The 25,566-nt window shown below is 33.1% G+C and carries 24 protein-coding genes and 3 tRNA genes; 5 read left to right on the top strand and 22 right to left on the bottom strand.

Annotated features, from left to right (window positions below; genetic code table 11):
* Nucleotides 1-366: 366 nt before the first annotated feature.
* The 4 genes from OF897_RS02020 to OF897_RS02005 all read right to left on the bottom strand — a co-directional run bounded on the left by OF897_RS02020 (nucleotide 367) and on the right by OF897_RS02005 (nucleotide 1,457).
* A complete protein-coding gene (locus tag OF897_RS02020; protein ID WP_267264016.1) occupies nucleotides 367-933 on the bottom strand; it encodes a hypothetical protein in 567 nt (188 codons plus the stop codon).
* A gap of 270 nt (nucleotides 934-1,203) precedes the next feature.
* Nucleotides 1,204-1,285: transfer RNA gene (locus OF897_RS02015), tRNA-Leu, on the bottom strand.
* 8 nt (nucleotides 1,286-1,293) lie between these two features.
* Nucleotides 1,294-1,366 (bottom strand) — tRNA-Gly (locus OF897_RS02010).
* A gap of 9 nt (nucleotides 1,367-1,375) precedes the next feature.
* Nucleotides 1,376-1,457 (bottom strand) — tRNA-Leu (locus OF897_RS02005).
* Nucleotides 1,458-1,630: 173 nt separating this feature from the next.
* Here OF897_RS02005 and OF897_RS02000 point away from each other — a divergent pair.
* The 3 genes from OF897_RS02000 (at nucleotide 1,631) to OF897_RS01990 (ending at nucleotide 3,594) form a co-directional block, all read left to right on the top strand.
* Nucleotides 1,631-2,008, top strand: a complete 378-nt coding sequence (locus OF897_RS02000; protein WP_267264015.1) for a DUF3127 domain-containing protein — start codon at nucleotides 1,631-1,633, stop codon at nucleotides 2,006-2,008.
* A gap of 61 nt (nucleotides 2,009-2,069) precedes the next feature.
* A complete protein-coding gene (gene aat, locus OF897_RS01995) occupies nucleotides 2,070-2,723 on the top strand; it encodes a leucyl/phenylalanyl-tRNA--protein transferase (RefSeq protein WP_267264014.1) in 654 nt (217 codons plus the stop codon).
* The gene (locus OF897_RS01990; RefSeq protein ID WP_267264013.1) at nucleotides 2,710-3,594 is read left to right on the top strand and encodes a DMT family transporter; all 885 of its coding nucleotides are present in this window, start codon (nucleotides 2,710-2,712) and stop codon (nucleotides 3,592-3,594) included. The genes aat and OF897_RS01990 overlap by 14 nt, the downstream gene beginning before the upstream one ends.
* 177 nt (nucleotides 3,595-3,771) lie before the next feature.
* On the opposite strand, the gene OF897_RS01985 is transcribed toward OF897_RS01990, so the two are convergent.
* From OF897_RS01985 to OF897_RS01960, 6 genes are all read right to left on the bottom strand, one after another.
* Complete coding sequence (locus tag OF897_RS01985) at nucleotides 3,772-5,154, bottom strand: tetratricopeptide repeat protein (RefSeq protein WP_267264012.1); 1,383 nt, start codon at nucleotides 5,152-5,154, stop codon at nucleotides 3,772-3,774.
* Between the two features lie 122 nt (nucleotides 5,155-5,276).
* Entirely contained in the window at nucleotides 5,277-6,659 is a 1,383-nt protein-coding gene (gene glmM / locus OF897_RS01980) for a phosphoglucosamine mutase (protein ID WP_267264011.1), read from the bottom strand.
* Nucleotides 6,660-6,787: 128 nt separating this feature from the next.
* On the bottom strand, nucleotides 6,788-7,810 hold the full coding sequence (locus tag OF897_RS01975) for a DUF4421 family protein (RefSeq protein WP_267264010.1): 1,023 nt from the start codon (nucleotides 7,808-7,810) through the stop codon (nucleotides 6,788-6,790).
* 203 nt (nucleotides 7,811-8,013) lie between these two features.
* Nucleotides 8,014-9,999, bottom strand: a complete 1,986-nt coding sequence (feoB, locus tag OF897_RS01970; RefSeq protein WP_267264009.1) for a ferrous iron transport protein B — start codon at nucleotides 9,997-9,999, stop codon at nucleotides 8,014-8,016.
* Nucleotides 9,986-10,258 carry a FeoA family protein gene (locus tag OF897_RS01965; protein ID WP_267264008.1) on the bottom strand — a complete coding sequence of 91 codons (273 nt, stop codon included), beginning with the start codon at nucleotides 10,256-10,258 and terminating at the stop codon, nucleotides 9,986-9,988. Before OF897_RS01965 ends, feoB begins: the two co-directional genes overlap by 14 nt.
* A 179-nt stretch (nucleotides 10,259-10,437) precedes the next feature.
* A complete protein-coding gene (locus OF897_RS01960) occupies nucleotides 10,438-11,346 on the bottom strand; it encodes a GLPGLI family protein (protein ID WP_267264007.1) in 909 nt (302 codons plus the stop codon).
* Nucleotides 11,347-11,473: 127 nt separating this feature from the next.
* Between OF897_RS01960 and OF897_RS01955 the strand changes: the two genes are divergently transcribed.
* A complete protein-coding gene (locus tag OF897_RS01955) occupies nucleotides 11,474-11,971 on the top strand; it encodes a DinB family protein (protein WP_267264006.1) in 498 nt (165 codons plus the stop codon).
* Nucleotides 11,972-12,040: 69 nt separating this feature from the next.
* On the opposite strand, the gene OF897_RS01950 is transcribed toward OF897_RS01955, so the two are convergent.
* Nucleotides 12,041-14,731 (bottom strand): carboxypeptidase-like regulatory domain-containing protein, encoded by a 2,691-nt coding sequence (locus OF897_RS01950; RefSeq protein WP_267264005.1) that lies wholly within the window; start codon nucleotides 14,729-14,731, stop codon nucleotides 12,041-12,043.
* Nucleotides 14,732-15,210: 479 nt separating this feature from the next.
* Here OF897_RS01950 and OF897_RS01945 point away from each other — a divergent pair, with 479 nt between their 5' ends.
* A complete protein-coding gene (locus tag OF897_RS01945) occupies nucleotides 15,211-16,095 on the top strand; it encodes a cupin-like domain-containing protein (protein WP_267264004.1) in 885 nt (294 codons plus the stop codon).
* A 107-nt stretch (nucleotides 16,096-16,202) separates the two neighbouring features.
* Here the strand turns inward: OF897_RS01945 and OF897_RS01940 are convergent, their stop codons facing one another.
* The 11 genes from OF897_RS01940 to OF897_RS01890 all read right to left on the bottom strand — a co-directional run bounded on the left by OF897_RS01940 (nucleotide 16,203) and on the right by OF897_RS01890 (nucleotide 25,563).
* Complete coding sequence (locus tag OF897_RS01940) at nucleotides 16,203-16,958, bottom strand: metallophosphoesterase family protein (RefSeq protein ID WP_267264003.1); 756 nt, start codon at nucleotides 16,956-16,958, stop codon at nucleotides 16,203-16,205.
* Nucleotides 16,955-17,158, bottom strand: coding sequence for a hypothetical protein (locus tag OF897_RS01935; protein WP_267264002.1), 204 nt, complete (start codon nucleotides 17,156-17,158; stop codon nucleotides 16,955-16,957). Before OF897_RS01935 ends, OF897_RS01940 begins: the two co-directional genes overlap by 4 nt.
* Nucleotides 17,155-17,697 (bottom strand): RNA 2'-phosphotransferase, encoded by a 543-nt coding sequence (locus OF897_RS01930; protein WP_267264001.1) that lies wholly within the window; start codon nucleotides 17,695-17,697, stop codon nucleotides 17,155-17,157. The genes OF897_RS01935 and OF897_RS01930 overlap by 4 nt, the downstream gene beginning before the upstream one ends.
* A gap of 10 nt (nucleotides 17,698-17,707) precedes the next feature.
* A complete protein-coding gene (locus OF897_RS01925) occupies nucleotides 17,708-18,649 on the bottom strand; it encodes an ADP-ribosylglycohydrolase family protein (protein ID WP_267264000.1) in 942 nt (313 codons plus the stop codon).
* Nucleotides 18,649-19,335 carry a Sir2 family NAD-dependent protein deacetylase gene (locus tag OF897_RS01920; RefSeq protein ID WP_267263999.1) on the bottom strand — a complete coding sequence of 229 codons (687 nt, stop codon included), beginning with the start codon at nucleotides 19,333-19,335 and terminating at the stop codon, nucleotides 18,649-18,651. Before OF897_RS01920 ends, OF897_RS01925 begins: the two co-directional genes overlap by 1 nt.
* Nucleotides 19,336-19,471: 136 nt before the next feature.
* On the bottom strand, nucleotides 19,472-20,485 hold the full coding sequence (locus OF897_RS01915; RefSeq protein ID WP_267263998.1) for an AAA family ATPase: 1,014 nt from the start codon (nucleotides 20,483-20,485) through the stop codon (nucleotides 19,472-19,474).
* 1 nt (nucleotide 20,486) lies between these two features.
* Nucleotides 20,487-22,466 carry a TonB-dependent receptor gene (locus OF897_RS01910; protein WP_267263997.1) on the bottom strand — a complete coding sequence of 660 codons (1,980 nt, stop codon included), beginning with the start codon at nucleotides 22,464-22,466 and terminating at the stop codon, nucleotides 20,487-20,489.
* A gap of 5 nt (nucleotides 22,467-22,471) precedes the next feature.
* On the bottom strand, nucleotides 22,472-22,981 hold the full coding sequence (locus OF897_RS01905) for an O-acetyl-ADP-ribose deacetylase (protein WP_267263996.1): 510 nt from the start codon (nucleotides 22,979-22,981) through the stop codon (nucleotides 22,472-22,474).
* A gap of 96 nt (nucleotides 22,982-23,077) precedes the next feature.
* Nucleotides 23,078-23,626: a DUF4291 domain-containing protein gene (locus tag OF897_RS01900; protein ID WP_267263995.1), complete on the bottom strand. Its 549-nt coding sequence runs from the start codon at nucleotides 23,624-23,626 to the stop codon at nucleotides 23,078-23,080.
* A gap of 75 nt (nucleotides 23,627-23,701) precedes the next feature.
* The gene (locus OF897_RS01895) at nucleotides 23,702-24,334 is read right to left on the bottom strand and encodes a hypothetical protein (RefSeq protein ID WP_267263994.1); all 633 of its coding nucleotides are present in this window, start codon (nucleotides 24,332-24,334) and stop codon (nucleotides 23,702-23,704) included.
* A complete protein-coding gene (locus tag OF897_RS01890) occupies nucleotides 24,331-25,563 on the bottom strand; it encodes a TIGR02452 family protein (RefSeq protein ID WP_267263993.1) in 1,233 nt (410 codons plus the stop codon). The genes OF897_RS01895 and OF897_RS01890 overlap by 4 nt, the downstream gene beginning before the upstream one ends.
* Nucleotides 25,564-25,566: the final 3 nt, after the last annotated feature.

Raw genomic sequence — 25,566 nt, 5'->3', positions numbered from 1 at the left:
ACCTTTCTAAGAAATTTTCTTCAAAATAAAGCATACAAAAAACATTTACTAAAAAAATGATCAATATAACAGATTGAATCTTTTTAAGCAATCGAGATTCGAATAATTGGTAATAATATAATAAATACAGAGAAAATACGACTGAAATTCCAACAACGAAAAAAGTATCGGTAGGTAATTTTATCAATTTAAAATAGAAATAGCAGAAGAAATCTAATAATGAAAATAATACAAAGCCTGCAAAGAACAATAGATTTACTTTCTCAATTTTTATGTAATTAATAAAAATTAAAATCAACACTCCCATCAAAATTATCATGGAAGCCAGTTTACCAATTTCTACATCCCAGATCATTTTGTAATTATTTAGTTCATTGTATTTACAAGAGCATTCGGTGGTGGCGCAAGATTCGTCATATTCATTGGTTGAATTTCTTTTACATCTTCATTTTCGTCCGTAATTACACCTCTTCTTTTCTCCATACTATTTGTAGAATCTAGAGATTTTTTTGCAGTAGGCATTAAAAAAACTGTTTGATATCCTGCATACTCAGGTTTTGCCATTTTATTTGCAGGATGATTTGTCGGATATTTTCCCATATAAATTCTAATTCCTACATCTTTTAAGTTTTTTTCCTGAGCATTTTGTTTCACATATTTGATGTAGCCTTCCATTTCTTCAATAGAAAACCAATACCAACGAGAATCCGGATTTCCGTTTCGTGATTCCATAAGAACTTTATTGTTAGTTGCGGAATATTCGTCAAAAAGAACTCTGGCTTCTTCATGAGTAATCAGCTTCTTTTTATAACTGTCATCAACTGGAGGTTCTGGAGGCGGCGGTGAACAACGAATAGCAGTCATTAAAAAAACAGCTAAAAAAAGTACGCTTAAAAACGAACTTAAATTCTTAAATAAAATTGGAGTTTTCATCTTTTATAATTTATAAGGTTATGTAACAAAAGTAGTTATAAGCCAAATTATAAAAAAGAGGAAAAACACTATTTTTTAATATTGATGTGAGTTTTGAATGGTAAATAATATCAAATTAGCTGAAATCCCTCTAAATAAGAGATAATTTCAGAAAACGATTAATCAGATTTTCAGAATTAATTTGAATTTGATAAAAAGTAAATTTTTTTGTAGAATGAGAATGTATAAAACAAAAAAGACTGCTAATCAATGATTAACAGTCTTTTTGTGTACCCCAGACGGGACTTGAACCCGTACATCCGAAGATACAGGATTTTAAGTCCTGCGTGTCTACCAATTCCACCACCAGGGCGTGATGAGAGCGAAAAACGGGACTCGAACCCGCGACCCCAACCTTGGCAAGGTTGTGCTCTACCAGCTGAGCTATTTTCGCAATTTGTAGTGCGGATGAAGGGACTCGAACCCCCACGCCTCACGGCACCAGATCCTAAGTCTGGCGTGGCTACCAATTACACCACATCCGCATTATTATTGAGTTATTTTAAAGAACTTGTTTCGTTTTTGTGAGTGCAAATATAGGGCAATTTTCTTTACTTCCAAACCTTTTCTGAAAAAAAATTAAATTTTGGTAAAATTTATTTCCGTGTTGCTTTATTACATTTCAATTTACTACTTTTACAAAGTTAATATTTACGATATGGAATTACAAGGAACAGTAAAGAAAATCACTGATGTTCAAACATTTGCGAGTGGTTTCCAAAAAAGAGAAATGGTTATTCTTACACAAGAGCAATATCCACAGCCAATCAACATTGAGTTTTTACAGGATAAAATAAATTTGCTGGATCCTTTAAAAGAAGGTGAAAATGTAAAAGTAGGAATCAACATCAGAGGTAGAGAATGGGTTTCGCCACAAGGAGAAACTAAATATTTTAATTCTATTACAGGATGGAGAGTAGAAAAAGTGATGGATAATGGTTCTGAACCTACACAAGCTTCTCCTTCTCAATCTGCAGCTCCGGTTTCAAATGAAAACCCTTTTGCTGGAGATGACGATGATGATTTACCTTTTTAATTAAAAATAAAATCAAATAACAATCCTGCTTTTTTAGAAAAGTGGGATTTTTTTTCCCATAATGGTACGATTAGACGAAAACGAAATATCATTTCCCGATCCTGCACAATACGACGGTCACGAAGGCATTATTGCTTTTGGTGGAGATTTGTCGTTGGAAAGAGTCTGGTTTGCTTACCAAAACGGAATTTTCCCGTGGTTTGATCCCGGTGATGAAATTCTTTGGTGGTGCCCCGATCCGAGATTTGTGATTTTTCCCGATGAATTGAAAGTTTCAAAATCAATGAGAAAAATTTTAGATAAAAAAGTTTTTACCATTACTGAGAATCAAAATTTCGCAGAAGTTATCAGAAACTGCCGCGAAATCAACCGTCGTGGACAAGAAGGAACATGGCTTTCTGATGAACTTATAGAAACTTTTACCACACTTCATCATTATGGCTTCGCAAGAAGCATAGAAGTTTGGCAAAATAATGAATTGATTGGTGGACTTTACGGTTTGCAAATCGGAAAAGTATTCTGTGGCGAAAGTATGTTTTCTAAGGTGAGTAATGCTTCCAAAGCAGGATTTATCCATTTTGTGGAAACTCATAAGAATGATTTGAAACTCATCGATTGTCAGTCTCACACCGACCATTTGGAAAGTTTGGGCGCAAGAATGATTCCTAAAAGAAATTTTTTGAAAATTTTACACGAAAACAATGAACGCAGATAAAGAAAAATGGCTCCTTTTGATTGTACTCAGCATAATTTGGGGTTCTTCATTTATTTTGATTAAAAAATCTTTAGAACATTTCAGCCCTTATCAGGTGGGAGCTTTAAGAGTTTTGATTGCCGGAATTATCTTAATACCGATTGCAATTTCAAAATACAGGCTTTTCCCTAAAAAACATTTGAAGTGGCTTATTTTAGCTGCTTTTACAGGAAATTTCATCCCAATGTTCCTGTTTCCTATTGCTGAAACCGAGATCAGCAGCAGCATTGCAGGAATTATAAATTCGATGATGCCTATTTTTGTGATTATTGTCGGTGCTTTAGTCTGGAAATTTCAAACAACTCAAAGACAGATGACCGGAGTTCTCATAAGCTTTACCGGAGTTTGCCTGCTTGCTTTTGGTGGTGATGAGGGCGGAGAATTTAAACTTTTCCCGATTCTTTTATTGCTTTTGGCAACTTTGTGTTATGCAATAAGCACAACAACTGTAAAATCTAAACTGATGGATGTTTCATCAACCGTTTTATCAGCATTTGTATTTTCATTTATTTTGTTTTTGCCTTCTCTTATTTCGTTAATTTCAACAGGATTTGTTTCTGAATTTAGTTTTACTAAAGAAAATATGATCGGATTAGGCTTTGTAAGTCTACTTTCAATTTTTGGGACTGGTTTAGCAATGATGATGAATTATCGTTTACTGAAAGTTTCAACTCCGCTTTTTGCATCTACCGTAACTTTGCTGATGCCGATTGTTGCTATTATTTGGGGTGTTTTGGATGGTGAAAAATTGACTACTTTGCAATTTGCCGGAACAAGTATCATTATTGCTGGTTTAATCTTTTTAAGGGCTAAAACGACGGTGAAGAAATGAAGTGTTGTATTTAAACGCAAAGTCCGCAAAGTTTTTTTCTCATTATTGAAAATATTTTTCGTCCGCAAAGGCGTTTCACTTAGCCAAGAAATACAAAAAAACCTGCATGAATGCAGGTTTTCTTATTTTAATTAAGTGTTGCGTTGAATTTTAGATTTAAAAAATCAAGCTTCCAACTTACAAATTTTTCTTTTTTACTTTAGCTTTCGCTTTTTTCACTTCATCTTTGATGTAAGGATACTTTTTTTGCATATCAGTAATTAAAGAAGGGTCTAATTCTAAAGCTTTTTCTAAAGAATCGCTTCCTTTTTCCTGATCTTTAAGAATAAAATAACAGTTGCTTAACTGATAAAACAATTCGGCTCTGTAATGATGTTTTAAAGCTGAATCTAAAACCGTTACAGCTTCTTCATATTCTCCAACCAACATCAAAACTTCGGAATAAGCATACCAATTGTAAAATCTTGAAGGTTCGGCATCTACCAATTTTTTCAAACAAGAAAGACTTTCCTCAAACTTACCCGAATCGATAAATAAAAATGCTAATCTTTTCTGATAATCAAGATTACTGTCATTCAGCAAAGTTGCTTCTCTTGCGAAATGTAAAGCTTCAGTCATTCCACCCATTTCTTCGTAAAGATAAGACTGCTCCATCATCGCAAGATAAAACTGAGGGTCTTCTCTCAACGATTTCTGGAAAGAATTTAAAGCAATAATAGGTTGTTTTAAAGCTTTATGACACAAACCGATTTTATAAAACGTAAATGCTTTCGTATATTCCAACTCCAACATTTCTTCGTAAACTTCAATCGCTTTCTGATATTGATTTAAAGCTTCATAACAAGCTGCTTTGCTTGCATAAACTCCAACTGCGCTGGAATTTATCGCCAACATATAATCGAAACCTTTGATGGCTTCTTCGTAATTTTTTCTATTGAAATAATATTGACCATACTCGCTCCATGCAATTTCTGAGTACGGAAAATCATCAAGATAATCGTTCAGAAAAGCAATCGCTTCTTCACCTCTATTCAAATCATTAAAGCAAATCATTGCGTTCTCCAAAGAATATTCATCCATCGGATCTTCTTTGAGTGCTTGTTGATAATGTTTAAGGGCGTTAAAAGGATCTCCAAGATTTACATATTCATCTGCAATAAAATTATTGAGGAAATTTTCTTCCTCCTTCAATTCTAGGGCTTTTTTGCAGATTTCAATAGATCTTTTAGGATTTCCTAAATTCGAATAATACTTCGCATAGCAAACCAAAAAGTCTGTATTCTCCATAGAAGAACCTTTTAACTCATTGATTAATTCTTTCGCAGCATTATAATCTTCCCATTCCAAAAGAACTTCCAGTTTTTTAATCTTTATTTCTAAAGAATTGGGATGAAGCTTCAGACCAAAATTCACAGCCATATCTGCATAATTAAAATCTCCAAGCTCCAAATAATAGACAATAATGTCTTCTAACTCCTCTGTATCAAAGTAGAATTCATCATTATTTTCCATCATTTCTTCGAACTTTGTTACAAGTTCATTTCCAAAATATTCTTCCAATATAAAACGAGTTTTAAGATTTAAGACCAGAGAGATGAGATGTACAAATACTCGCTTCTGATAATCTTATTACTATAAAGTTAATAAATAATTTTTTTAGAATGATGAATTTAGTTTAAATATTAAATCAAACTTCTGATCTTTGCGATCATATCATCACCCAGTTTATCGGCTTCTTCCTGAGATTTAGCTTCTGTATAAATTCTGATAATCGGCTCTGTATTCGATTTTCTCAAATGAACCCAATTGTTTTCAAAATCTATTTTTACGCCGTCTACCGTAGAAACCTCTTCATTTTGATACTCTTTTTCCATTTTAGTTAAAAGAGAATCTACATCAATTTCCGGAGTAAGCTCAATTTTCTTTTTGCCCATAAAATAGCTTGGATAACCAGCTCTTAATTCAGAAACAGTTTTGTTTTCTTTAGCCAAATGCGTTAAAAACAAAGCTACACCTACCAAAGAATCTCTTCCGTAATGAAGTTCAGGATAGATAATTCCACCATTTCCTTCACCTCCGATTACTGCGTTTTTTTCTTTCATTAAATTCACCACATTCACTTCTCCTACAGCACTTGCGAAGTATTCTGAGTTGTGAGTCTGCGCAACATCTCTTAAAGCACGACTCGAAGAAAGGTTTGAAATAGCCACACCATTTTTGTTTTTCAAAAGATAATCAGCAACGGCAACCAAAGTGTATTCTTCACCAAACATTTCACCCTTTTCATCAATTAAAGCTAATCTGTCAACATCAGGATCTACTACAACGCCAAAATCTGCATTCTCTTTGATAACCAATTCGCAAATATCTCCTAAATGCTCCTTCAAAGGTTCAGGATTATGCGGGAACTGTCCGTTTGGCTCACAATATAGTTTTACCGTTTCACAACCTAATTTATCTAAAAGCTTCGGAATTGCAATTCCACCCGTAGAATTTACAGCATCTAAAACAATTTTATATTTTTTTGCTTTAATTGCTTCTACATCTACCATTGGCAAATCAAGAATCTGCTGAATATGAATATCAAAAGCATCATCTCTTGTTTCGTAGTTTCCTAAATCATCAACTTCAGCATAGTTGAAATCTTCGCTTTCAGCCAAAGCTAAAACTTCTGCACCATTTTCTCCGCTGATGAATTCTCCTTTTTCATTTAATAATTTAAGAGCATTCCATTGTTTTGGATTGTGAGAAGCAGTTAAGATAATTCCACCATCTGCATTCAATTCAGGAACCATCACCTCAACAGTCGGAGTTGTGGAAAGTCCTAAATCAATTACATTAATTCCTAATCCCTGTAACGTTGCGGTAGCCAAAGAATTAACCATCGAACCGGAAATTCTTGCATCACGGCCGATAATTAAGGTTAAATCTTTTTTATTTTTATTATTCTGAAGCCAGGTTCCGAAAGCAGAAACAAATTTCACGACATCAAGAGGCGTTAAATTATCACCTACTTTTCCGCCAATTGTTCCACGAATTCCTGAAATACTTTTTATTAATGACATTTTATTTTGAGTTTTTTTCTGATTATTATTCTGAATGCAAAGTGCATTTTTATTTTAAATTTCTTTAAAATACCAGATTATCTTTATTTTAATTTTTCCGTTTGCAAAGATACTCAAAAGACAGCTAATTATAAGATAGGAATCTTTTTCTGAATTTTATCGTAATTCCTTTTCACAACTTTTGGAGGCGGAAAACGATAACCTATATAAAGAAGCCCATAAACACTGTTATTTTCAACAGTCGAATTCTCTTTTTCATCATACGCCGTCGCATTAAAATTGAGTTTTCCACCAAAAAGAAAGCGATCAGAGTTATATCCTATATGCAAACCTCCTGATCCTTTTACGGTTACATATTGTTCATTTTGTTTTGGTCCTTTTGATCCATTTTCTAAAGTATCTTTGAAACTCGAAAATTTTCCGCCAATTCCTAAAGTCAGGTAAGGGGAAATATTCACTTTCTCGGCAATAACCCAATTATAAAAATATCCAATATTTGCTCCGAAATTGTATTGATATTCTTTGCTTTTCACTCCGTTAATGGTATTGCTGAAAATGGTAAAATCATAATCCAAAAACGGAACCCAGCTTCCTTTACTGTTTTTCTGCCATTCACCTTGCGTGTAAAGGCTTTTTAATGAAAAATCTTTATTTAATATATACGAAGTTGAGCCACCGAAAGTTTGAACCCTTAAATCCGGAAATTTAATATAAGGATCTCTGTCTTTTTGCCAACCCGGAAGAAGATCCTGCATATTTTCAACATAAAATCCTTTTACATTTTTGTAGTAAACCGTCTGTATAAATCTTTTAGGGAAAAACCTAAATCTGAAATCAGTGTAAGAGCTGCTTCCTTTTCTTTCATTATCATTATTTCCAGAAAAAAATCTTGGTGTAAAAGATAATGTAGCACTTATGATTTTATAATCAACAGATAATGAAGTCTTTGTTTTGTTATTGATAGAAAGTATGGTTTGATTTAAATTTTCTTCACCACCTTCCGAAAAAGTGTAATTTTCTATATTCGTATCAAGATTTACACGAATCATTACCTGATCTGCGTAAGATTTTATTTTTGTGCTGTCTGCTTGTGCTTTTGAATAAAAACCAGACAGACAAAGAAAAAAAACAGAGACTGCTTTTGAATTCAAATTGAGATTTAGTTTTAAGAAATGAAATTACTACAAATAATTTATATTTTCTAAGAACATCCACAATCTTTATCACATCCTGATCTTTTAGAACTGAATTTTTTAGGCGAAAAATTTTTCCTGATAAATCTGAACAACGAATAACAGGCAAATGCAACTACAAGTGCGATGATTAAGTACTGAAAAATTAATGAAGAATCCATTTATTTTAAGATTTGATAAGCTATTAACGACACAAAATATGCCAAACCGGTCATCATTGCCACCTGAAAACCAGTCCATTTCCAGCTTTTGGTTTCTCTGTAGACTACTGCAAGTGTAGAAACACACTGCATTGCAAATGCGTAAAACAACAATACCGAAACTCCTGTTGCAAAGTTGAAGACTTTCTCGCCATTCGGTTTTACATCATGTCTCATTTTATCGATCACTTTTCCTTCCGGAGCATCTTCATCCAAACTATATAAAGTTGACATTGTTCCTACGAAAACTTCTCTTGCTACAAAACTCGTAAGAATTCCCACTCCCATTTTCCAATCATAACCAAGCGGTGCAATCGCCGGTTCGATAAATTTCCCCATTCTTGCTAAATAAGAATGATCTAATTCAACATCTGTTGCAACAACCTCATCCGGATTTTGTTTTGGTCCGAAATAACTTAACACCCAAATAATGATACTTACGATGAAAATAATCTTTCCGGCTCCCGTAATGAAATCCCAGACTTTTTCTAAAACCAGTTTAAAATCATATCCAAAAAGCGGTTTTTTATACGTTGGCAAATCCATTACAAGATACGTTTTGCCGTCTTCTTTAATGAAATTTTTAAGAATTGCTGCCGATAATAATGCCACGAAAAATCCTAAAAGGTACATTCCCAAAAGCACCAAAGCTTTATATTGAATCCCGAAAATGGTTTTATCAGAAATAATTAAACCAATGATAATGCTGTAAACCGGAAGTCTTGCAGAACAAGTCATAAATGGCGTTACCAAGATTGTGAGTAATCTCTCCTTTAAATTTTCAATATTTCTTGTTGAAATTACTGCGGGAATTGCACAAGCTGTTCCTGAAACTAGCGGAACAATACTTTTTCCATTTAAACCAAAAGGTCTTAAAAGCCTGTCCATCAAGAAAACAACTCTTGCCATATATCCCGAATCTTCCAATAAATAAAGGAAATATAGAAGAATTCCGATTTGGGGTGCGAAGATGATAATTCCTCCTAAACCGGGAACAATTCCTTTTGAAATCAACGAATTAATCGGTCCTTCAGGAAGATGTGTTCCTGTAAACTCTGCAAGCCATGCGAAAGATTCATCGATCCAGTTCATTGGATATTCAGCTAAGAAATAAACGCACTGGAAAATAATTAAAAGGATAAATAAAAAAACTACATATCCCCAGAATTTATGAACCAAAACTTTATCTAATTTCTCAGTCAGAAGTTCTTTAAATTGAGCCTTTTTAGTAATAACATCAGCTAAAATCTTATCAATATTTTGGTAACGTCTTACTGTTTCCTGAACCTGAAGTCTTTTCGGAACTATATTTTTTGATTCTAAATCTGATTTTTTTCCAAGCGTAAGATTAATCCAAGATTGATAATTATTCTCTGAATTTTTACCTAAAATATTTTTATGTTCTACAGGAATTTCAAAGCTGGATTTTTCAGAAGTAACAAAATCATTGGTAAAAACAGCCTCCTGAATCGCTTCTATTCCTATCTGTTCTTTTGCATTCGTCTGAATTACTTTGATGTTTAATGCTTTAGAAAGTTTTTCAATATCAATATGAACACCTCTTCTTTCTGCCTGATCGATTTGATTTAAAACCAAAATCATCGGAATTCCTAAATCCTGAATCTGCTGAAATAACAAAAGACCTCTTTTAATACTTAAAGCTTCCAGAATGTAGACAACTCCGGCGTATTTTTCCTGTCCGTCAATCAAAAATTTAGAGAAAATTGCTTCATCTTCAGAACTTGGATAAATACTGTAAGAACCTGGAAGATCTACAATCTCAACTTCCTCGTTTTTGTAAGAATAACTACCGGAATGACTTGATACAGTTACACCTGCGTAGTTTCCTGTTTTCTGCTTTTTATTAGATAGCGCATTAAAAACGGTTGATTTTCCTACATTCGGATTTCCGACTAAAAGTATCTGTTTTTTGTTATTTTCCTGCATTAATCAAATCTTCTACAATAATAAAATTTCCTTCTTCTTTACGTAGTGCGATACGGCTTTTTTCTTCACCAAATTCCACGTAAAGCGGTCCGTTGAAAGGAGCTTGATAAAGAATTTTGAAAAGAGTTTCGGGAAGAAGCCCCATTTCTATAATTTTGGTCGGCATATTTAATTTATCATTATCATAACCCACTATTTTCCCGATTTTATTTTTAGGAAAGTTGCTTAATGTATGTAATTGAATATCCGTCAAAGCCATTATTTTTGTGTCTGCAAAGATAGGTTATTTAAATTTAATCTAAATAACTGTAGGATTCATATTTAAAGGTAGTTAAATTATAAAATCTTCTATTACAGAAATAAATAAACCCAAACACATTACTGCATTTGGGTTTATTTTAAATATAGTTTAGTTGATATGAATGTTTGCTTTGTTCACTATTTTCCTGATTTCTCAACAATTCCAGAACTTGGTTTTTCAATAGGGTTATCATTTGCATTATAGAAATCTTTATACATTTTCTCCTGCTTTTTCATCATGTCTCCTACTGTTCCGTCGGTTCCAGGGATTGGTCTTGACAAAATATCCTGCGTCATCATAGGTCTTACTGAAGCAAAAGGATCTTTTTTGAAATCGCTAAAAGTTTTATCAAATTTTTCTTTTGTCAATTCTTTTGGTTTTCCACCTGTTGCCTGCATTAGACCTTCTATGTATGAGAATTCGTTGTATTCTTTTACTTTTTTATTCCCTTGAAGTATCCAAGAATAATTTTTGTCTGCATCTTCAATCTTAACAATTAATCCCGGAAGACCTGAAAATTTGTATGGCCCGTCTTGAAAAGGAAGATCAGAACTGAACCAAGCCGTCCATTTTCTTCCACCATATTCTGTAGTTGCTTTTTGAGTATTGTATTCTCCGATTTTTTGCTTTTCGTTTGAAATTTTCCAGTTTAGCTTTAAATCTTCGGTGTAAGCGATATTCACAGGAGTCATTCCATTGGCTACTTTGTCAACATATTCAACTTTCATGCTTGGGTAAAGCTTGTGAATTCTCGCAGAAAATTTTGGCGTTTTAAGAGATTTTGAAATGTCTTTAAATACACCCGCTTTTTGCATTGCCTCCATTTCTACTTTTGTGATAGAATCTTGGGAAATCACAGTGTAATCTTGATAAACAGATCTGTTTTTGTCTGTAATATCCAGTACTGTAATCACTTTGTCTAACTTCGCAGAATCTTTTTTAGGCTTAAAAGTAAGTTCGTAGAAAAAACGATTTGAGCTTTCTTTTTCCTGTGCATTTGCGATTGCAAAAACTGCGATAAATAATATTGAAAATATATTTTTCATTTTATAAAAGGTTTACTCAATTAGTTCGCATTAGTAGTTTTTTGTTACACAATTTTCTAATATTTATTAAAAATATTTTTTGTTCCTCTAAAAGTTTTAAATTTAAACTAACCCAAAACAAATATTTATGGACACTTTAAAACAATTAAGAGACGAGCTTCAAACCGAGTATCAAACGACAAAAAGGTTTTTAGAAATCTATCCTGATAATAAAAATGATTACAGACCTCATCCGAAAAGTATGAAAATGATACATCTTGCCACTCATATTACGGAAGTTTTTGGATGGGCAGGATTTATGCTGAATTCTTCTGAACTCGATTTTGCAAAAGGAGGAATGGAAACAAAAGTTTTATTAACAAAAGAAGATTTGCTTCAGGTTTTAGATGAAAATTATAATGCAAGTGAAGAAGCATTAGAAAAGGCAAATGAACAAGATTTAGAACCAACTTGGGCATTAAAAAATGACGGTCATGAATTGGCTTCATGGACGAAATACGCAGCAATTCGGCACAGTTTAAACCAAATCACCCATCACAGAGCACAATTGGGAGTTTATTATCGATTAAATGATATTGAACTTCCTGGAAGTTATGGTCCGACTGCAGATAATCCGAGTTTTTAAAACTAAATAAGACTTTTGAAGTATTTTGAAACAAAAAACCAATCTCGGTGAGATTGGTTTTTATTATTTTTATTTGAAGTTGAATTTTACTGTAAACATTACTTGACTTGGTCTTAGTAATATTCTTGTGTAAGAAATATTTGTTGTATTAATATCATAAGTTTCAAAAACTTTTTTATTCGCAATATTCATCCACTTTACCTCAAAGTCAATTTTCTTAGCAGACCATGAAAACTGATAGGATAAGTCATAGAATCCATTACGATATTCTTCATTAGCAGCACTTGTGTTTACCTGATCCCAATTAAACCCAATAGTATGATTTTCGATTGGATATAAGAAAAGACCAAGATTATGATTAAAGCCCTTTCTAGCTGCATTAGAATTTACTTCTCCTGTACTTGTTTGATTTGTTCTTGTGAAACTTGCATTATAATCAATACTCATCCAACTGAAATAAGTATTGTTGAATTTAACACCAAATGACTGACTGTTATTTTTATTTTTATAAGCATCATCATTCAAGAAAGCATCTGATGTTGATGTATTATTGCTGTAGCTGACAGAAGCATTGGTTTTGAATTTTGGAAAATATTTTCCTATCTCAGCACTATAACTATTGCTAACAACATTGTTATCCTGCTCTATATATTTCATCACTGAATACCCTCCAACAATCGTAGGATTTGAAATCAAATTCCGTTTAGCATCTGACAATCTATAATTTATATTAAAAAATAAATTATTCAAAGGATTTCGGTATTCTAATCTTGCACCAGCAGATTTATTATTGTTCTCAGGAATCGGATTGTTTGCATCCATAGCATTTAAAGCCGTAGGAGAAGTCATTAAAAATCCTGAATAAGCTGTATTTACTTCTCCAAAATTATTACTTATATTTCCGTTTAATGAAGCTTTAAAGAAAGAAGCAAAATTATACTGAGCAAAAACATTTGGTTCAAAAGTAACTTTGTTTACAGATTTTGATACATTTCTTAAAGGATCTTCAGCGGTTATATTATTAGAATTCACAGGAACATTTGCATAAAGCATCCATGAATCACTTTTATAATTAATTCCTAAACTTCCATATGGTGTTGCTGTTGTGTATTTCAGATCATTATCAAAATTGATCCCATAGCCAAAAGGGTTTCCATTTTGATAATTTGTAAGTGCAGATCTTAATTCTGTCGATTTAAAATTTAGCCCAACTTCGGGAGTAAACGTCCATCCTTTTGTTGAAAAACCAATATTTGCTGAATGATTGGCTTCAAATGTTTTTAACTGTAGATTTTGTCTTACATATTCTGCATTCGCACCTGGATTAAATCCAGGAATATTCAAATAAGAGGCTGGTGAAACATCTAGTTTTTGGCTATCATTTTGATAATTAATAAATGACTGCACATTAACCATTTTCTCTTTCCATGGAATAATTGTGCTTAAGGAGTTTTGAAACGAAGATGTCGGCGATTCTAGTGCTTCTTTACCATTTCTTACATTTAAATTATCTGTTCTATCTACAATAGCTCTATCTGCATTCCAAAATTGTGAAAAACTCGTTGCATTCTTAAAAAAACCTTTTTTGGCATTCTTTGAAAAAATCAACTCTCCTTTCAATTTATCAGTATAAAAATTATTTAATATATTCTGTGTTATACTAAATGCTGGCGATTTTAATGTTGCAAAATAGTCAACTTGGCTGTAAGACTCTCTCTCTACGACATTATTCGTATAATTTGCATTTACTTTCAGCTCCCATTCTTTCTTATTATCAATATTAGTAAGATAGTTTGCAGATAAATAATGTACATTATTAAATAAATATCTTTTTACCGGAAGATTTGGAGTACTTGCATTTTCAACATTTAACCAATCGTTTTGAGAAGCATTAATTCTTCTTCCCTCAAATCTGTTTCCGAAACCAAGAATATTTCCTTCGTTTTCAACCTGTTCTCCCATGTTGTTGGTCTTATAATTAAGAACCCATTGTTGCTTTTTACTGAAAAACATTGGTGTTAATTTAAGATTCCAAAGCCACGGATCGCCGAAACCTGAACCTACTTCTCCTCTACCCGTCATTGTAACAGCTTTTTTCAATTTAATATTGATTGCCGCTGCATCTGAAGGAATCTTTCCTTGTAACATTTTTACAGGTTGGTGATTTTCCAAAACTTCTAGTTTTTGGATGGCATCTTTTGGTAATGAATTGGTGATTGTTCCGTAACCACCTTCCATTAAATCTTTCCCTTCAACATAAAATTTATTGATTGCATTACCTTGATAAAGAATTGTACCATCGGTTTTTACTTCAATACCCGGAATTTTCTTCATTACATCAGCTAAAGTTCTGTCACTTTTACTGTCGAAAGCTTTTAAATCATAAGCAATAGTATCACCTCTCGAAGTAATCATTTTGGTTTTCAGCTGTACTTCTTTAATTTCAGTGGCTTCAGACTGCATTTTGAATGTCAATGACTGATCGCTGTTGCTGATTTGCTTTGTAAGAGGTTTTTGGTTGAATGCCTTTACTTTCAAATCTACATTTGATTCTGATGTTGTAAAAGTAACTTTATATTCACCTTTAGAATTGGTAATTCCGTAGGCAAGAATGGCGTCTTTACCCGGCTCTTCAATGGTTACACTCGCACTTGGAATTGCCACACCATCCTCATCGGTAATTTTTCCAGAGACTGTTTTCTGAGCGAAAGTGATCACAGAGAAAAAAACCAAAAGAAAGAGGTAAACTTTTCTTTTCATATGTATTAATTTATTTTTTAAAGGTTGTATGGAATCGTAATACTAGATTTATGATGGTATTTTACCAATCATGGCGATTTCATAATTTATTATTTGAGTAATTAGTTATTCGTTAGCGTTTTTTGTTACACATTATAGAGATATAAATTTTCACCAATAGTTAAATCGATAATTATAACTACAAACATAGTTATAATTTTAAATATTATTTCATCTTCCAAAAATTTTAATTATAATTTATTAAACTTTAACTTTATAAATCAGTTGTTGGAAATAAAATGCAACTTAAAAATGATTAAAATCAAAATTTTAAGAGAAATTAAAACCCACAAAAATTTAGATTTAAAAACATTATTTAAGGCAAAAACAGTTCTTATTTCGACTAAATAAAAATGTGATTAAGGTCATAGATTAAAAATATCTTAAATCAATTTCTGTAAGTAAATATTTAATAATTTTGTAACATAAAATTTATAAGAATGGGGGTTATTCTAAAACCTATAGATATTGTTGATGATATTACTCAGGAAGAGTTTCGTGAGAAATATCTGATTCCAAGAAAGCCAGTTGTGATTAAAAACATGGCAAAAAAGTGGCCCGCCTATCAAAAATGGACGATGGATTATGTGAAAGAAGTGGTAGGAGACATTACAGTTCCTCTTTACGACAGTGCTAAAGCAGATCCTTCAGCTCCCATTAATACGCCGACTACCGAAATGAAATTTGCGGATTATATAGATCTTATCCAAAGAGAACCTACTGATCTACGAATTTTCTTTTTTGATCCAATCAAACATGCGTCGAAATTACTTGATGAGTACATCCCACCGAAAGAGTTGATGGGTGGTTTTCTGGATAAATATCCGGGAATGTTTTTTGGAGGTAAAGGTTCGGTAACATTTTTACATTTTGATATTGATTTAGCTCATATTTTCCATACCCATTTCAACGGAAGAAAACACGTTTTACTTTTTGAATACAAATGGAAAGACAGATTGTACAAGTTACCTTATGCAACGTATGCTTTGGAAGATTATGATATTTCTAATCCCGATTTTGAAAAATTTCCGGCATTAGATGGAGTTGAAGGAATTGAATGTTTCCTTGAGCACGGTGACACATTATTTATGCCAACGGGATGGTGGCACTGGATGAAATATTTGGATGGAAGTTTCTCTATTTCTCTTCGAGCTTGGGACAAATCTTGGGCAGTAAAAGCCAATTCGCTTTGGAATCTTACGGTTCAGAGAAATTTTGACAATTTCATGAAAGGTCGTTACAAAAAACGCTACATGGACTGGAAAGAGAAAAAGGCTGTTATAAGAGCCAATTACGCCTTGAAAAAAGGTTTACCTAAAAGATAAAATAAAATACGCTTCATATTTTGGAGCGTATTTTTTTGACTAAACATTATAATGTTTAAATTTTTAAGCCTGAATATTTAAAAGTAGCCATCCAAATAGAGGAACGATTAGCGATTTTTTGCTCTTACATTATAATTATTTCTTCCTTTTTCACCAGAATATAAATCCGGAAGTGGATCGCTTTGCCAAAACTGTTTAGTATCGACATCCATAATCGTCAAAGATCCGGTGAAAGCAGCTCCTGTATCCAAATTCCAAACGTTTGCTTTATTAATTGGCTCTTTAATTCCCAAATGTAAAGTCGGCGTGTGACCGATAAAAATTTCTTTATACAAAAGCAGCCTTTTCGGATACAATTCTGAATTTTTTTCTAATTTTCTATCCATTGCAACGGCGGTTTCCCAAAGTGTTCTGTCCCAACGGTAATTGCTTGAGTACACTTCTTTTTCAGGACCGTGCATTGAAGAATAACCTGCATGAATAAACAAGCGGTTTTCCTCATCAACGTAATAATTCTTCATCCTTTCAAAAAACTCCAGATGCTTTTCTAAATCTTCCAAAGAGTAATCAGAATAACTTTCAACAGTACTTTGTCCGCCATTGTGAAGCCAAACATCAGGAGCATTTCCGAAAGAAAGCCAATCTTCCGTCCAGACATCATGATTTCCTTTGATGAAAATACATTCCTGCTTTTCGGAAAGCTCTATTAAAAGCTGAATAATTTGAAAAGATTCGCTCCAGCCGTCGACATAATCTCCGAGGAAAATTAATATATCATTTTCGGTGACATGGGCTCTTTCCAAAACCTGTTTCAAAGCTTTGAATCCTCCGTGAATGTCTCCTATTGCTAATGTTCTTTTCATTTAAATCTTTTGTGATAATTCGGACAAGATTCAACAATTTCCATTGCTTCTGTTAATCTGCACTTTTTATGCTCGATAATGAAATATAAAATATGGACAGTTCCTGCTCCCTTTTCAAACAATTCATCAACTTTTTTCTTTAAATCATCTTTGGCGGGAGAAAAGTCTTTTATTTCTTCGTCAAATTCTTTAGTTGTCATTTTGAAATATATTTTGCTTCCACAAAATCCGTCAGCCAAACTTCGTTTTCTGAAAGATAAAATAAAACTCCGTCTTCAAACATTTTTCCTGAATTAATTGTCAGAATAATTGGTTTTCCGTGGCGCATTCCGACTTTGGTTGCCGTTTCTTTATCTAAACTTAAATGAACGTGTTGTCGGCTTCTTTTTTCAATTCCTTTTTCTACAATAGAATCTACGTTATTCTGAGCCGTACCGTGATAGAGAAACTCTGGAGGCTGTTGTGGCTGTAAAGCTAAATCTATATCAATCGAATGACCCTGATTTGATCTGATTCTAGTTTTGTCTTCATTAAAAATAAAGCGTTTTTTGTCATTGGTTTCCACAATTTCATTTAGTTCTTCAAAGGTAAAACCTTGAGAATCGTTGGTGGATTTTGTGATCAGTTCGTCAACATTTGCCCACCCAGATTCATCCAGATTCAAATCGATAAGTTCGGGATGATGTCTGAGAACGTAGCTCAGGAATTTGCTTAATTTTTTCTTTTGTTGTTCGTTCATGGTTTGTGTTTTAGTTTTTTAATTTATTTTCTAATTTAATACATAGGTTTTCAATATCATCTTTCCTTACCAAGTCTTCAATCCATTCTTCAGGAATATTCTCAAAACCAGAATAGATTCCGGCAATTCCTCCTGTAATCGCTCCCGTTGTGTCGGTATCTTCTCCTAAATTAACCGCCTTCAATACTGCTTCAGAATAGCTTTCTGAGTTTAGAAAGCACCATAATGATGCTTCTAAACTTGCAAGAACATAGCCTGAAGAACTTATTTCTTCCTCATTATATCTTGAAATATCATTCGTCAAAATCCTCCCAAAAAGCTGGACTTCTTTTGGATTAAAACCTTGAATTTCCGCAAATTCCAAAGCTGTTTTCTGAACATGACTGTATGCTTCTTTTTTATCTTTCCCTTTCATTAGTTCAATCGCAAAAATCACATAAATAAAGCATGAAAAAACAGAACGAAAATGCCCATGAGTAATGGACGAGACTTCTTTTACCGTTTTGTATAACTTCTCAATATCTTCTTCGTTTTTAAGATAAAAAGCTAAGGGAAGAATTCTCATCAGAGAACCATTCCCATTATCTTCTTCAAAAATATTTCCTGAAAATTTTGCACTTTCACCTTTAATCAATCTTGCAATGGCCTGTCTTGTTGTTCCGCCAATATCGAAAAGTCTTCCGTGAGCCGTCCAATGTCCGTACTTTTGCCACTTTACAAAACTTTGTCCGATTTTTTCCAAATCATAGCCTTTTATCAATTCTTCGGCAAGACAAAGCGTTAATGAACTGTCGTCGCTCCAAGTTCCTTTCGGCTGATTCCAAGATCCAAATTCCCGCATGTTTTCAACAGGAAATACTTTTAAGGTTTCTCTTTTATTAAATTCCACCGGAACGCCCAAAGCATCGCCAATGCAAACTCCAAAAATTCCGGCTTTTATTGCATTTTCCATTAAGCTAGATTTACCAATTTATCAAATAACAATTGCATTCCTTTTGTTGCAGTTTCTTTCATTACGACCGCTCTTTGTCCGTATCCGAAACCTGTTTCGTTGGGATTGATTACAATTAAAAGACAATCATCTTTAATGTCATGAAGCAATCCTGCAGCCGGATAAACCTGTAGAGACGTTCCGATAACCAGGAAAATATCTGCTTCTTTTGCTTTTTTTGTTGCTTCTTTCATCAAAGGAACATCTTCTCCGAACCAAACGATAAAAGGTCTTAACTGAGCTCCATCTTCCGCTTTGTCCCCTATCTTGATATCCTCTTTTTGATCGTAAACAAGATTTTTATTGTTGCATGAACAAGATTTCAACAATTCTCCGTGAATGTGAAGAATGTTTGTAGATCCCGCTCTTTCGTGCAGGTCGTCGATATTTTGTGTGATGATCTGAACATCGAAATATTTTTCCAGATCTGCAATTAATTTGTGGGCATCGTTTGGATGTACTTCATGAATCTGGCGACGTCTCTGGTTGTAAAATTCCAATACCAAAGTTCGGTCTTTTCTCCATCCTTCCGGACTTGCTACGTCTGTTATGCTATGATTTTCCCAAAGACCATCTCCGTCTCTGAATGTTTTTATTCCGCTTTCGGCGCTGATTCCTGCACCGCTTAATATCGTTAGCTTTTTCATTTGTTGTTGTTTTTAACGCAAAGTCCGCAAAGATTTTTTGCAAATAATACTGTTGATTTTTAAGTTCGCAAAACGAAGTTTCGCCGATTCCTATAAAAATTTATATTAAGGCAAAGACGTTCACTTAGCAAAGAATTCAAAGGTTTTTCTCTGCTTTAGTTTTAAAAATATTCTTCTTTTCCAAAATAAGTTTCTCAATAAAATCAATCGCCATTTTTTCCCTGTCATTCCAGCTTCCGGAAATCTTCAGAAAATCTATTTTGTCTTCTTTTAAAATGTTTCGGTGACTTTCGTCTAATTTATTTCTGTCACCGATTTCGAGCCTTGTTCCGTCCTGAATATATTCTGCATCTTTTGTGGAATAAAGATAGAGATCGGCTTTATTTTTCTCTATAATTTCTTCGGGAACTGATAATTTTTTGCCGAAAATAAATTCAGAATACGATTTTGTAATGTGAATATCGGTATCAATCAACGTTAAAAAACTTTCACAATGATCCACATTTTCAATTCGGTTGGCGTGTTCTGTGTACACTTTTTTCAAATCATTACAATCAAATTCCTTTGAATCCGAAATAAGATCCCGTCCCGCTTCTGAAACTTTATTTGATTTAAAATATTCAGATAAGTTATTCGTCATCACTGTTTTTCCGGTAGATTCTGTGCCAAGAAAAACGACTTTTAAAGCAAAATACTTTTGAACCGACAGCGGAAGATAATTCCAGTTTTCAAATATATTTTCTCTTATTTTTGAAGCTGAAACCTGAACATTTTTCCTATTTTCATCAAACATAAAATGATCGATATCCATAATCATAGAAAGCATTTCGCCGTATTCTTCGGAAGTCACAAGAAAATCCTCTTCTTTAAAATATTCTTTGAAAACTTCACTCCATATTTTGGAAACCTCCCAATCCGAAACAGAAGTATTCGGGAAATTATTTTCATCGTATTTAAAAACTTTAACCTTCAGATTTTTATTGTCTTTAAAAGTTTCCCAAATCCATTCTTTTCTGATGTTTCCGTCTATTTTTTCCTTTTCTTCTGCACATACCAAAACCGTTACGCTTCCTTTTTCAAGGGCAAATTCGATCATCTTTTGATGACCGATATGAAACGGATAAAACTTTCCAAATACAAAACCCTTCATTTTAAAAAACTTTAAATTTTAAAGAAGCCATAAAATTCCTCGGCATCTGAATAAAATATTTTCCTGTGCCATCTGCTTCCGTGTAACCGTAGTTATAATACCGTTTGTTTGTAATATTATTCACAAAAAATCCGATTTCCCATTGATTCCAATCATACAAAACTCCTGAATTGAAAATTACATAAGAGGGAAGTTTTGCCGTGTTTGAAAAATCCATGTACGAACTGTCCTGAAATCTGGAAGTTACGTTGATCGTAAGATTCTTTAATTTATAGTTTAATTCCTGATTTACAATAAATTTCGGAGTTAAAACTGGACTAAACGAAACATTTTCTTCTTTAATTCTTGAATACACAAAAGACGAGTTATTTTTCAAATTCCAATGCTCATTCATCTGATAATTAAAGGAAATTTCTGCTCCTAATCTGTAACTTTTATCCACTTTATTGGTCAATGCTAATCCGTTGGGACCGAAGTTTCCGTTGAGTACAATTTCATCTTTAAAACCCATGTAAAAGAAATTAAATTCCAATTTTATTTTTTCTTTACTAAAACGGTAACCTAACTCATAATCAGTCACATATTCGGGTGTAATAGTTCCAAGCGCCACCTGATTATTTTCATCCAACATCAAATTATCATTTCCCATAAAAATATCATTTCTGGTCGGTTCTCTTCCTACTCTTCCCAAACTGAAATATATATTTGATTCATTGTTAATCAGATAATTAATTCCAACTTTAGGATTTAAAAAATTCCATTCTAAATCATTCATTCCGACATCGCCTTTGTATTTAAAATTAGCAAAACGATATTGCAAATCTCCGGAAAAAAGCCACTTTCCAAACTTAAACTCAGCCTGAGCAAAAGCACTTACATCATTTTTAAAACCTGTGTTTCTGTATAGTTCTCCCAAAGTAAGCTCACTTCCTGTGTGGTTTCTACTGTATACATTTCCATTAATTCCGGCGACAATTTTCCCGTTTTTAAATTTATTCTGAAAATTAGTATAAAATCCCAAGAAATTCGAATTAAAAGCATAATTGTAAATTTCTCCATTTTCCGGCAATCCGATGAAATTGTTTAAATTAAAATCATAATTTCCATTCAAATGCGTATAATGAATACTGCTTTGAAGAGAAGAAGATTTGTTCAATTTTGTCTGGTTAAAAACCTGCAAAAACGTCTGAAAAAATCGGTCTTTTTCATCTCGACTTCCATTTGTTTGCGGATCTTTATCTATCTGTTCCTGAGTCACGCCCAACCAAGCCAGCTGATTTCTCTGATTTCCCATTAAAGCATTGAATTTCCAAGTACTTTTATCCTTGAAAATTCCGCCGCTGATAAAGGCAGACTGTCCATGATTAGAGGAATTATACTTGTAACCATCAGAATAAATTTCCGATAATCTCACATGAATTCCCATATTATTTTTAATTCCTGAAGTGTATTTTCCGTACAGTCTCATTGAATTATATGAACCATAATTGGCTCCAAATTCAAGATTTTTTTCCTTTAAATCAGGAGAAAATAACTGAATACTTCCGCCATAACTCGCCGTTCCGTTCTTCGATAAACCCACTCCTTTCTGGATCTGAATTTTATCGAAAGAATTAAAAATATCCGGATAATTCGAAAAATAAGAACCTTGATCTTCCGGCTCATTCATCGGTGCTCCATCCATCGAAACATTGATTCTCGTCTGATCAATCCCACGAATTCTGTAATAAGAATAGCCATTATTTCCACCCGTATCTGAATAAGCCGTGACCGACGGAACAGATTCTGACAATAAAAATGAAGGCTCTTTTCCTACATTCTGAATACTTTTAGCCGGATTGATGTTGTGGAAATTCACCGCCTGCAATCTTCCTGCTTCACTTTGTATCACAACTTCCTGAATATTCTTGATCGAATCCTTTTCCTGAGAAAAAGCACTGGAAAATGGGATTAATGTTGCTAAAAGTAGTATTTTTTTCATGGTTTTTAAAGATTTAAAAGTCGTTTATAAATCATTTCATTTTCATCATCAAAGCAAACAAAAATAACTTTTTCAATGGTTTCAGATTTGAAATTTTGGACTTCACGAACAGCAATTTCTCCAGCTAATTTTTTTGGAAATCTATAAACTCCTGTGCTGATATTTGGAAATGCAATTGTTTTAACATCAAGACTTTCTGCCAATTTCAAAGAATTTTTATAGCAATTTGCCAATAATTCTGAGCTTTTTTCTTCATCATTATTCCAAACCGGACCAACCGTATGAATGACATATTTTGCAGGAAGATTTCCGGCTTTTGTCACGACAGCTTCACCGGTTTTACATTTTCCCTGTCTATTTCTAATTTCAATGCATTCATCTAAAATTTGCTTTCCTCCTGCTCTGTGAATGGCTCCATCAACTCCACCACCGCCCAATAAGGATGAATTGGCTGCATTGACGATTGCATCTGTGTTTATTTTTGTAATATCTCCCTTAATTAATTCGATTTTCATTGTAATTAGTTTTCATTTAATCTCAACTTCCGATTTAAATCACCATCATCAAATACTAATGGTTTTTCTTCAGGAATCATCAAATTATCCAAATCATCATTTAAAACAAACTGATGTTGCTCTTTCACAAAATCTGAAATTTTCGATTAAAATAATATCTTCCTGAGCAAAAGATTTGATGAGATCATTTCTCAACCCGATTTGTATTGCTCTTCTTTCCAATTTATTCCCGAAAGGATCATGATCCGGATCCCATTGCAATCTCGCAGATGATTCTTTTACCTGATTTTGCCATTCTTCTTTCGATAATTCTAACCTTTCATTATAAGATGAATAAACAGCATTTTCGAGATATTTTTTGAAAGCATCCATTTTCAGATGAATTGCCAAAACATATTCCTGACCTTCTTTTGTTCCCCATCCATTTCGGTACATCATCCAAAGAAAATTAGGTTTAATCCATGTCATTCTTTCCAAACTGAAAGCTCCTCCGAAATATTGATTTTGAATAGCAAACTCACCAATTTCTTTTCGATAAGACTGATAAACAATTATTTTTTCATCATCATATTGAGCCATGATGTAATGCCCTTTTTGAGGCCAATCTTGTAGTTGTTCTTTATATTTTTTTAGTTTAAGTTTCATTGTTTGGGTTTTGCAGTAAAATCACTAGTCACTATTACAAGTTTCATCATCGAACAAAAACGGTTTTTCTTTAGTTTAAAATCCGTTTCCCTCATAATATTCGTCCCATTCCTGCTTGTCTAAAGCTTTATAATCTTCTGTCGGAAAATCATATTTTGCAATTAGGATATCCATATCGAAATTTTCTGTTTGAGGAAATAATAAATACGCAATGGTTTTATTTAGTCTTTCTACAAGCGTATCTATATCCTGTATGCTGTCATACACCAGATGTCTGGAAACTCTCCTCTCAACTGGCGGCGCACCTGAATGTTGTATTCCTCCCAAAAAACCTCTGACCAAATTCAGATAAGCTTTTCTAAAATAGATAATACTTTTTAAAATCTCTTGAAGGTTTTCTGTCTTAATGTCGTCAATTTTATAAAAACCATTGATAGAAGATTTTACTGGCTCTAAAATTTCACCAGCAAACTGATAATTTTTAAATTCTTTAATAAATTCCAAATCATAAAAGTGTTTTAAGTCTTTGATTTGAATATTAAGAGATGCAAATACAGAAGACACTCTTTTAAATCTAATCTGCTGTGAAAATAAAAGCTTAGTCGGATCATCAAAATAAATATGTGAACTCTGATGTTCCAACACATATTGAAAGTCATATAGTAATTCTAAAATTTCTACAGTTATTTCTTCTCTTGTTAATTTCATATAATCTCTTCAAAGGGTCTAATCATTTCCTCTTTCTTCGTAAGAATTGCAAAAACTACTCTTTTAAATTTATTTTTATACTTTCCTTGAAGATGTTTTCTGAATAGCTCCGCTATTTCTTTAGGGTCATTTTTAAAAACGCCGCATCCCCAAGCTCCTAAAATCAATGTTTCATTTCCTTTATGTAAAGCTAAAGCGAAGATTTTGTCCATTCTCACATCCATTGCTCCTAAAATTTCATCTATTCTTTCCGGTTCCTGACGTTTTACAACACCTGCATTTACCGCAGGAGATGTTATAAAATTGCACAAAACAGGTTTTGATAATAATTCTCCTTTATCTTTTCTGAAAACCGGAACTTTCGGGCTGTAAATCATCATATCTGTGTAAAAACAAGACTCCATAGCGCGATGAACGGTATAATAATCCCAAGCCTGAAGCTGAGTTTCATACAAAGCCGAAGTTCTCGCAAGACTCTCTTCCTGAGCTTCTGCTCCGTTGATAAAACCACCGCCCGGATTTTTTGCCGATGCAAAATTCAGGCACATGATTTTCTCTTGGTTTTCTTCTTCTGATAATTGTAAAATTGCTTTTAAAGAACTGCAATTCCAAATTTCAATTTTTGTTTCAAAATCCGTTTCTAGAAGTTCACTTGTTGTCATTTCCGAAAGCTGTTCAGATGAAAATAAAACGGTTTCTTTTTTACAGATTTCCAGTTCGTTTTCTATATTTATTTTTTCGTTGTGTTCGTTTATATAATATTTTTTGGCGAGGATTTCCAATGTATCTTTTGCCATTCCTTTATTTGTCATCGTTAGTTTTTTAATGTTTAATAATAGATTTTCTACCTCATCATTTGCCGGTTTTTTAAAATCTTTTCCTATGAAAACTTTCGTTACTTCAATATTCCCGATAATTGCTTTGTTAAAAGCATTCAGTTCTTCCGAAGGAATCCATAATTCGTTATGGTTTCTAGCTCCTACATTTTCCGAAGGATATTGATTTGCAATTTCTTCCAACACTTCAAATTTGGTTACAAAACCTAAAAAATTTCCTGCTTCATCTCTTGTGTTCCATTTTTCTGCAATTTCGGAGGCGTAATCTTCATTTAAAACAGGATAGAAAATCGGCTGCCATTCCAGTCTTGGAGGAAACCTTTTATAATTACTCTCTATAATTAAAAGCATTTCTTTTTCTCCGACAGGTCTGTAAAGTATTTTTGTTTTCATTGT

The sequence above is a fragment of the Chryseobacterium formosum genome (assembly GCF_026460885.1).
Classification (GTDB): domain Bacteria; phylum Bacteroidota; class Bacteroidia; order Flavobacteriales; family Weeksellaceae; genus Chryseobacterium; species Chryseobacterium formosus.
Note: the sequence above shows the minus strand (reverse complement) of the source record. Positions and strands in the feature narration are given on the sequence as shown.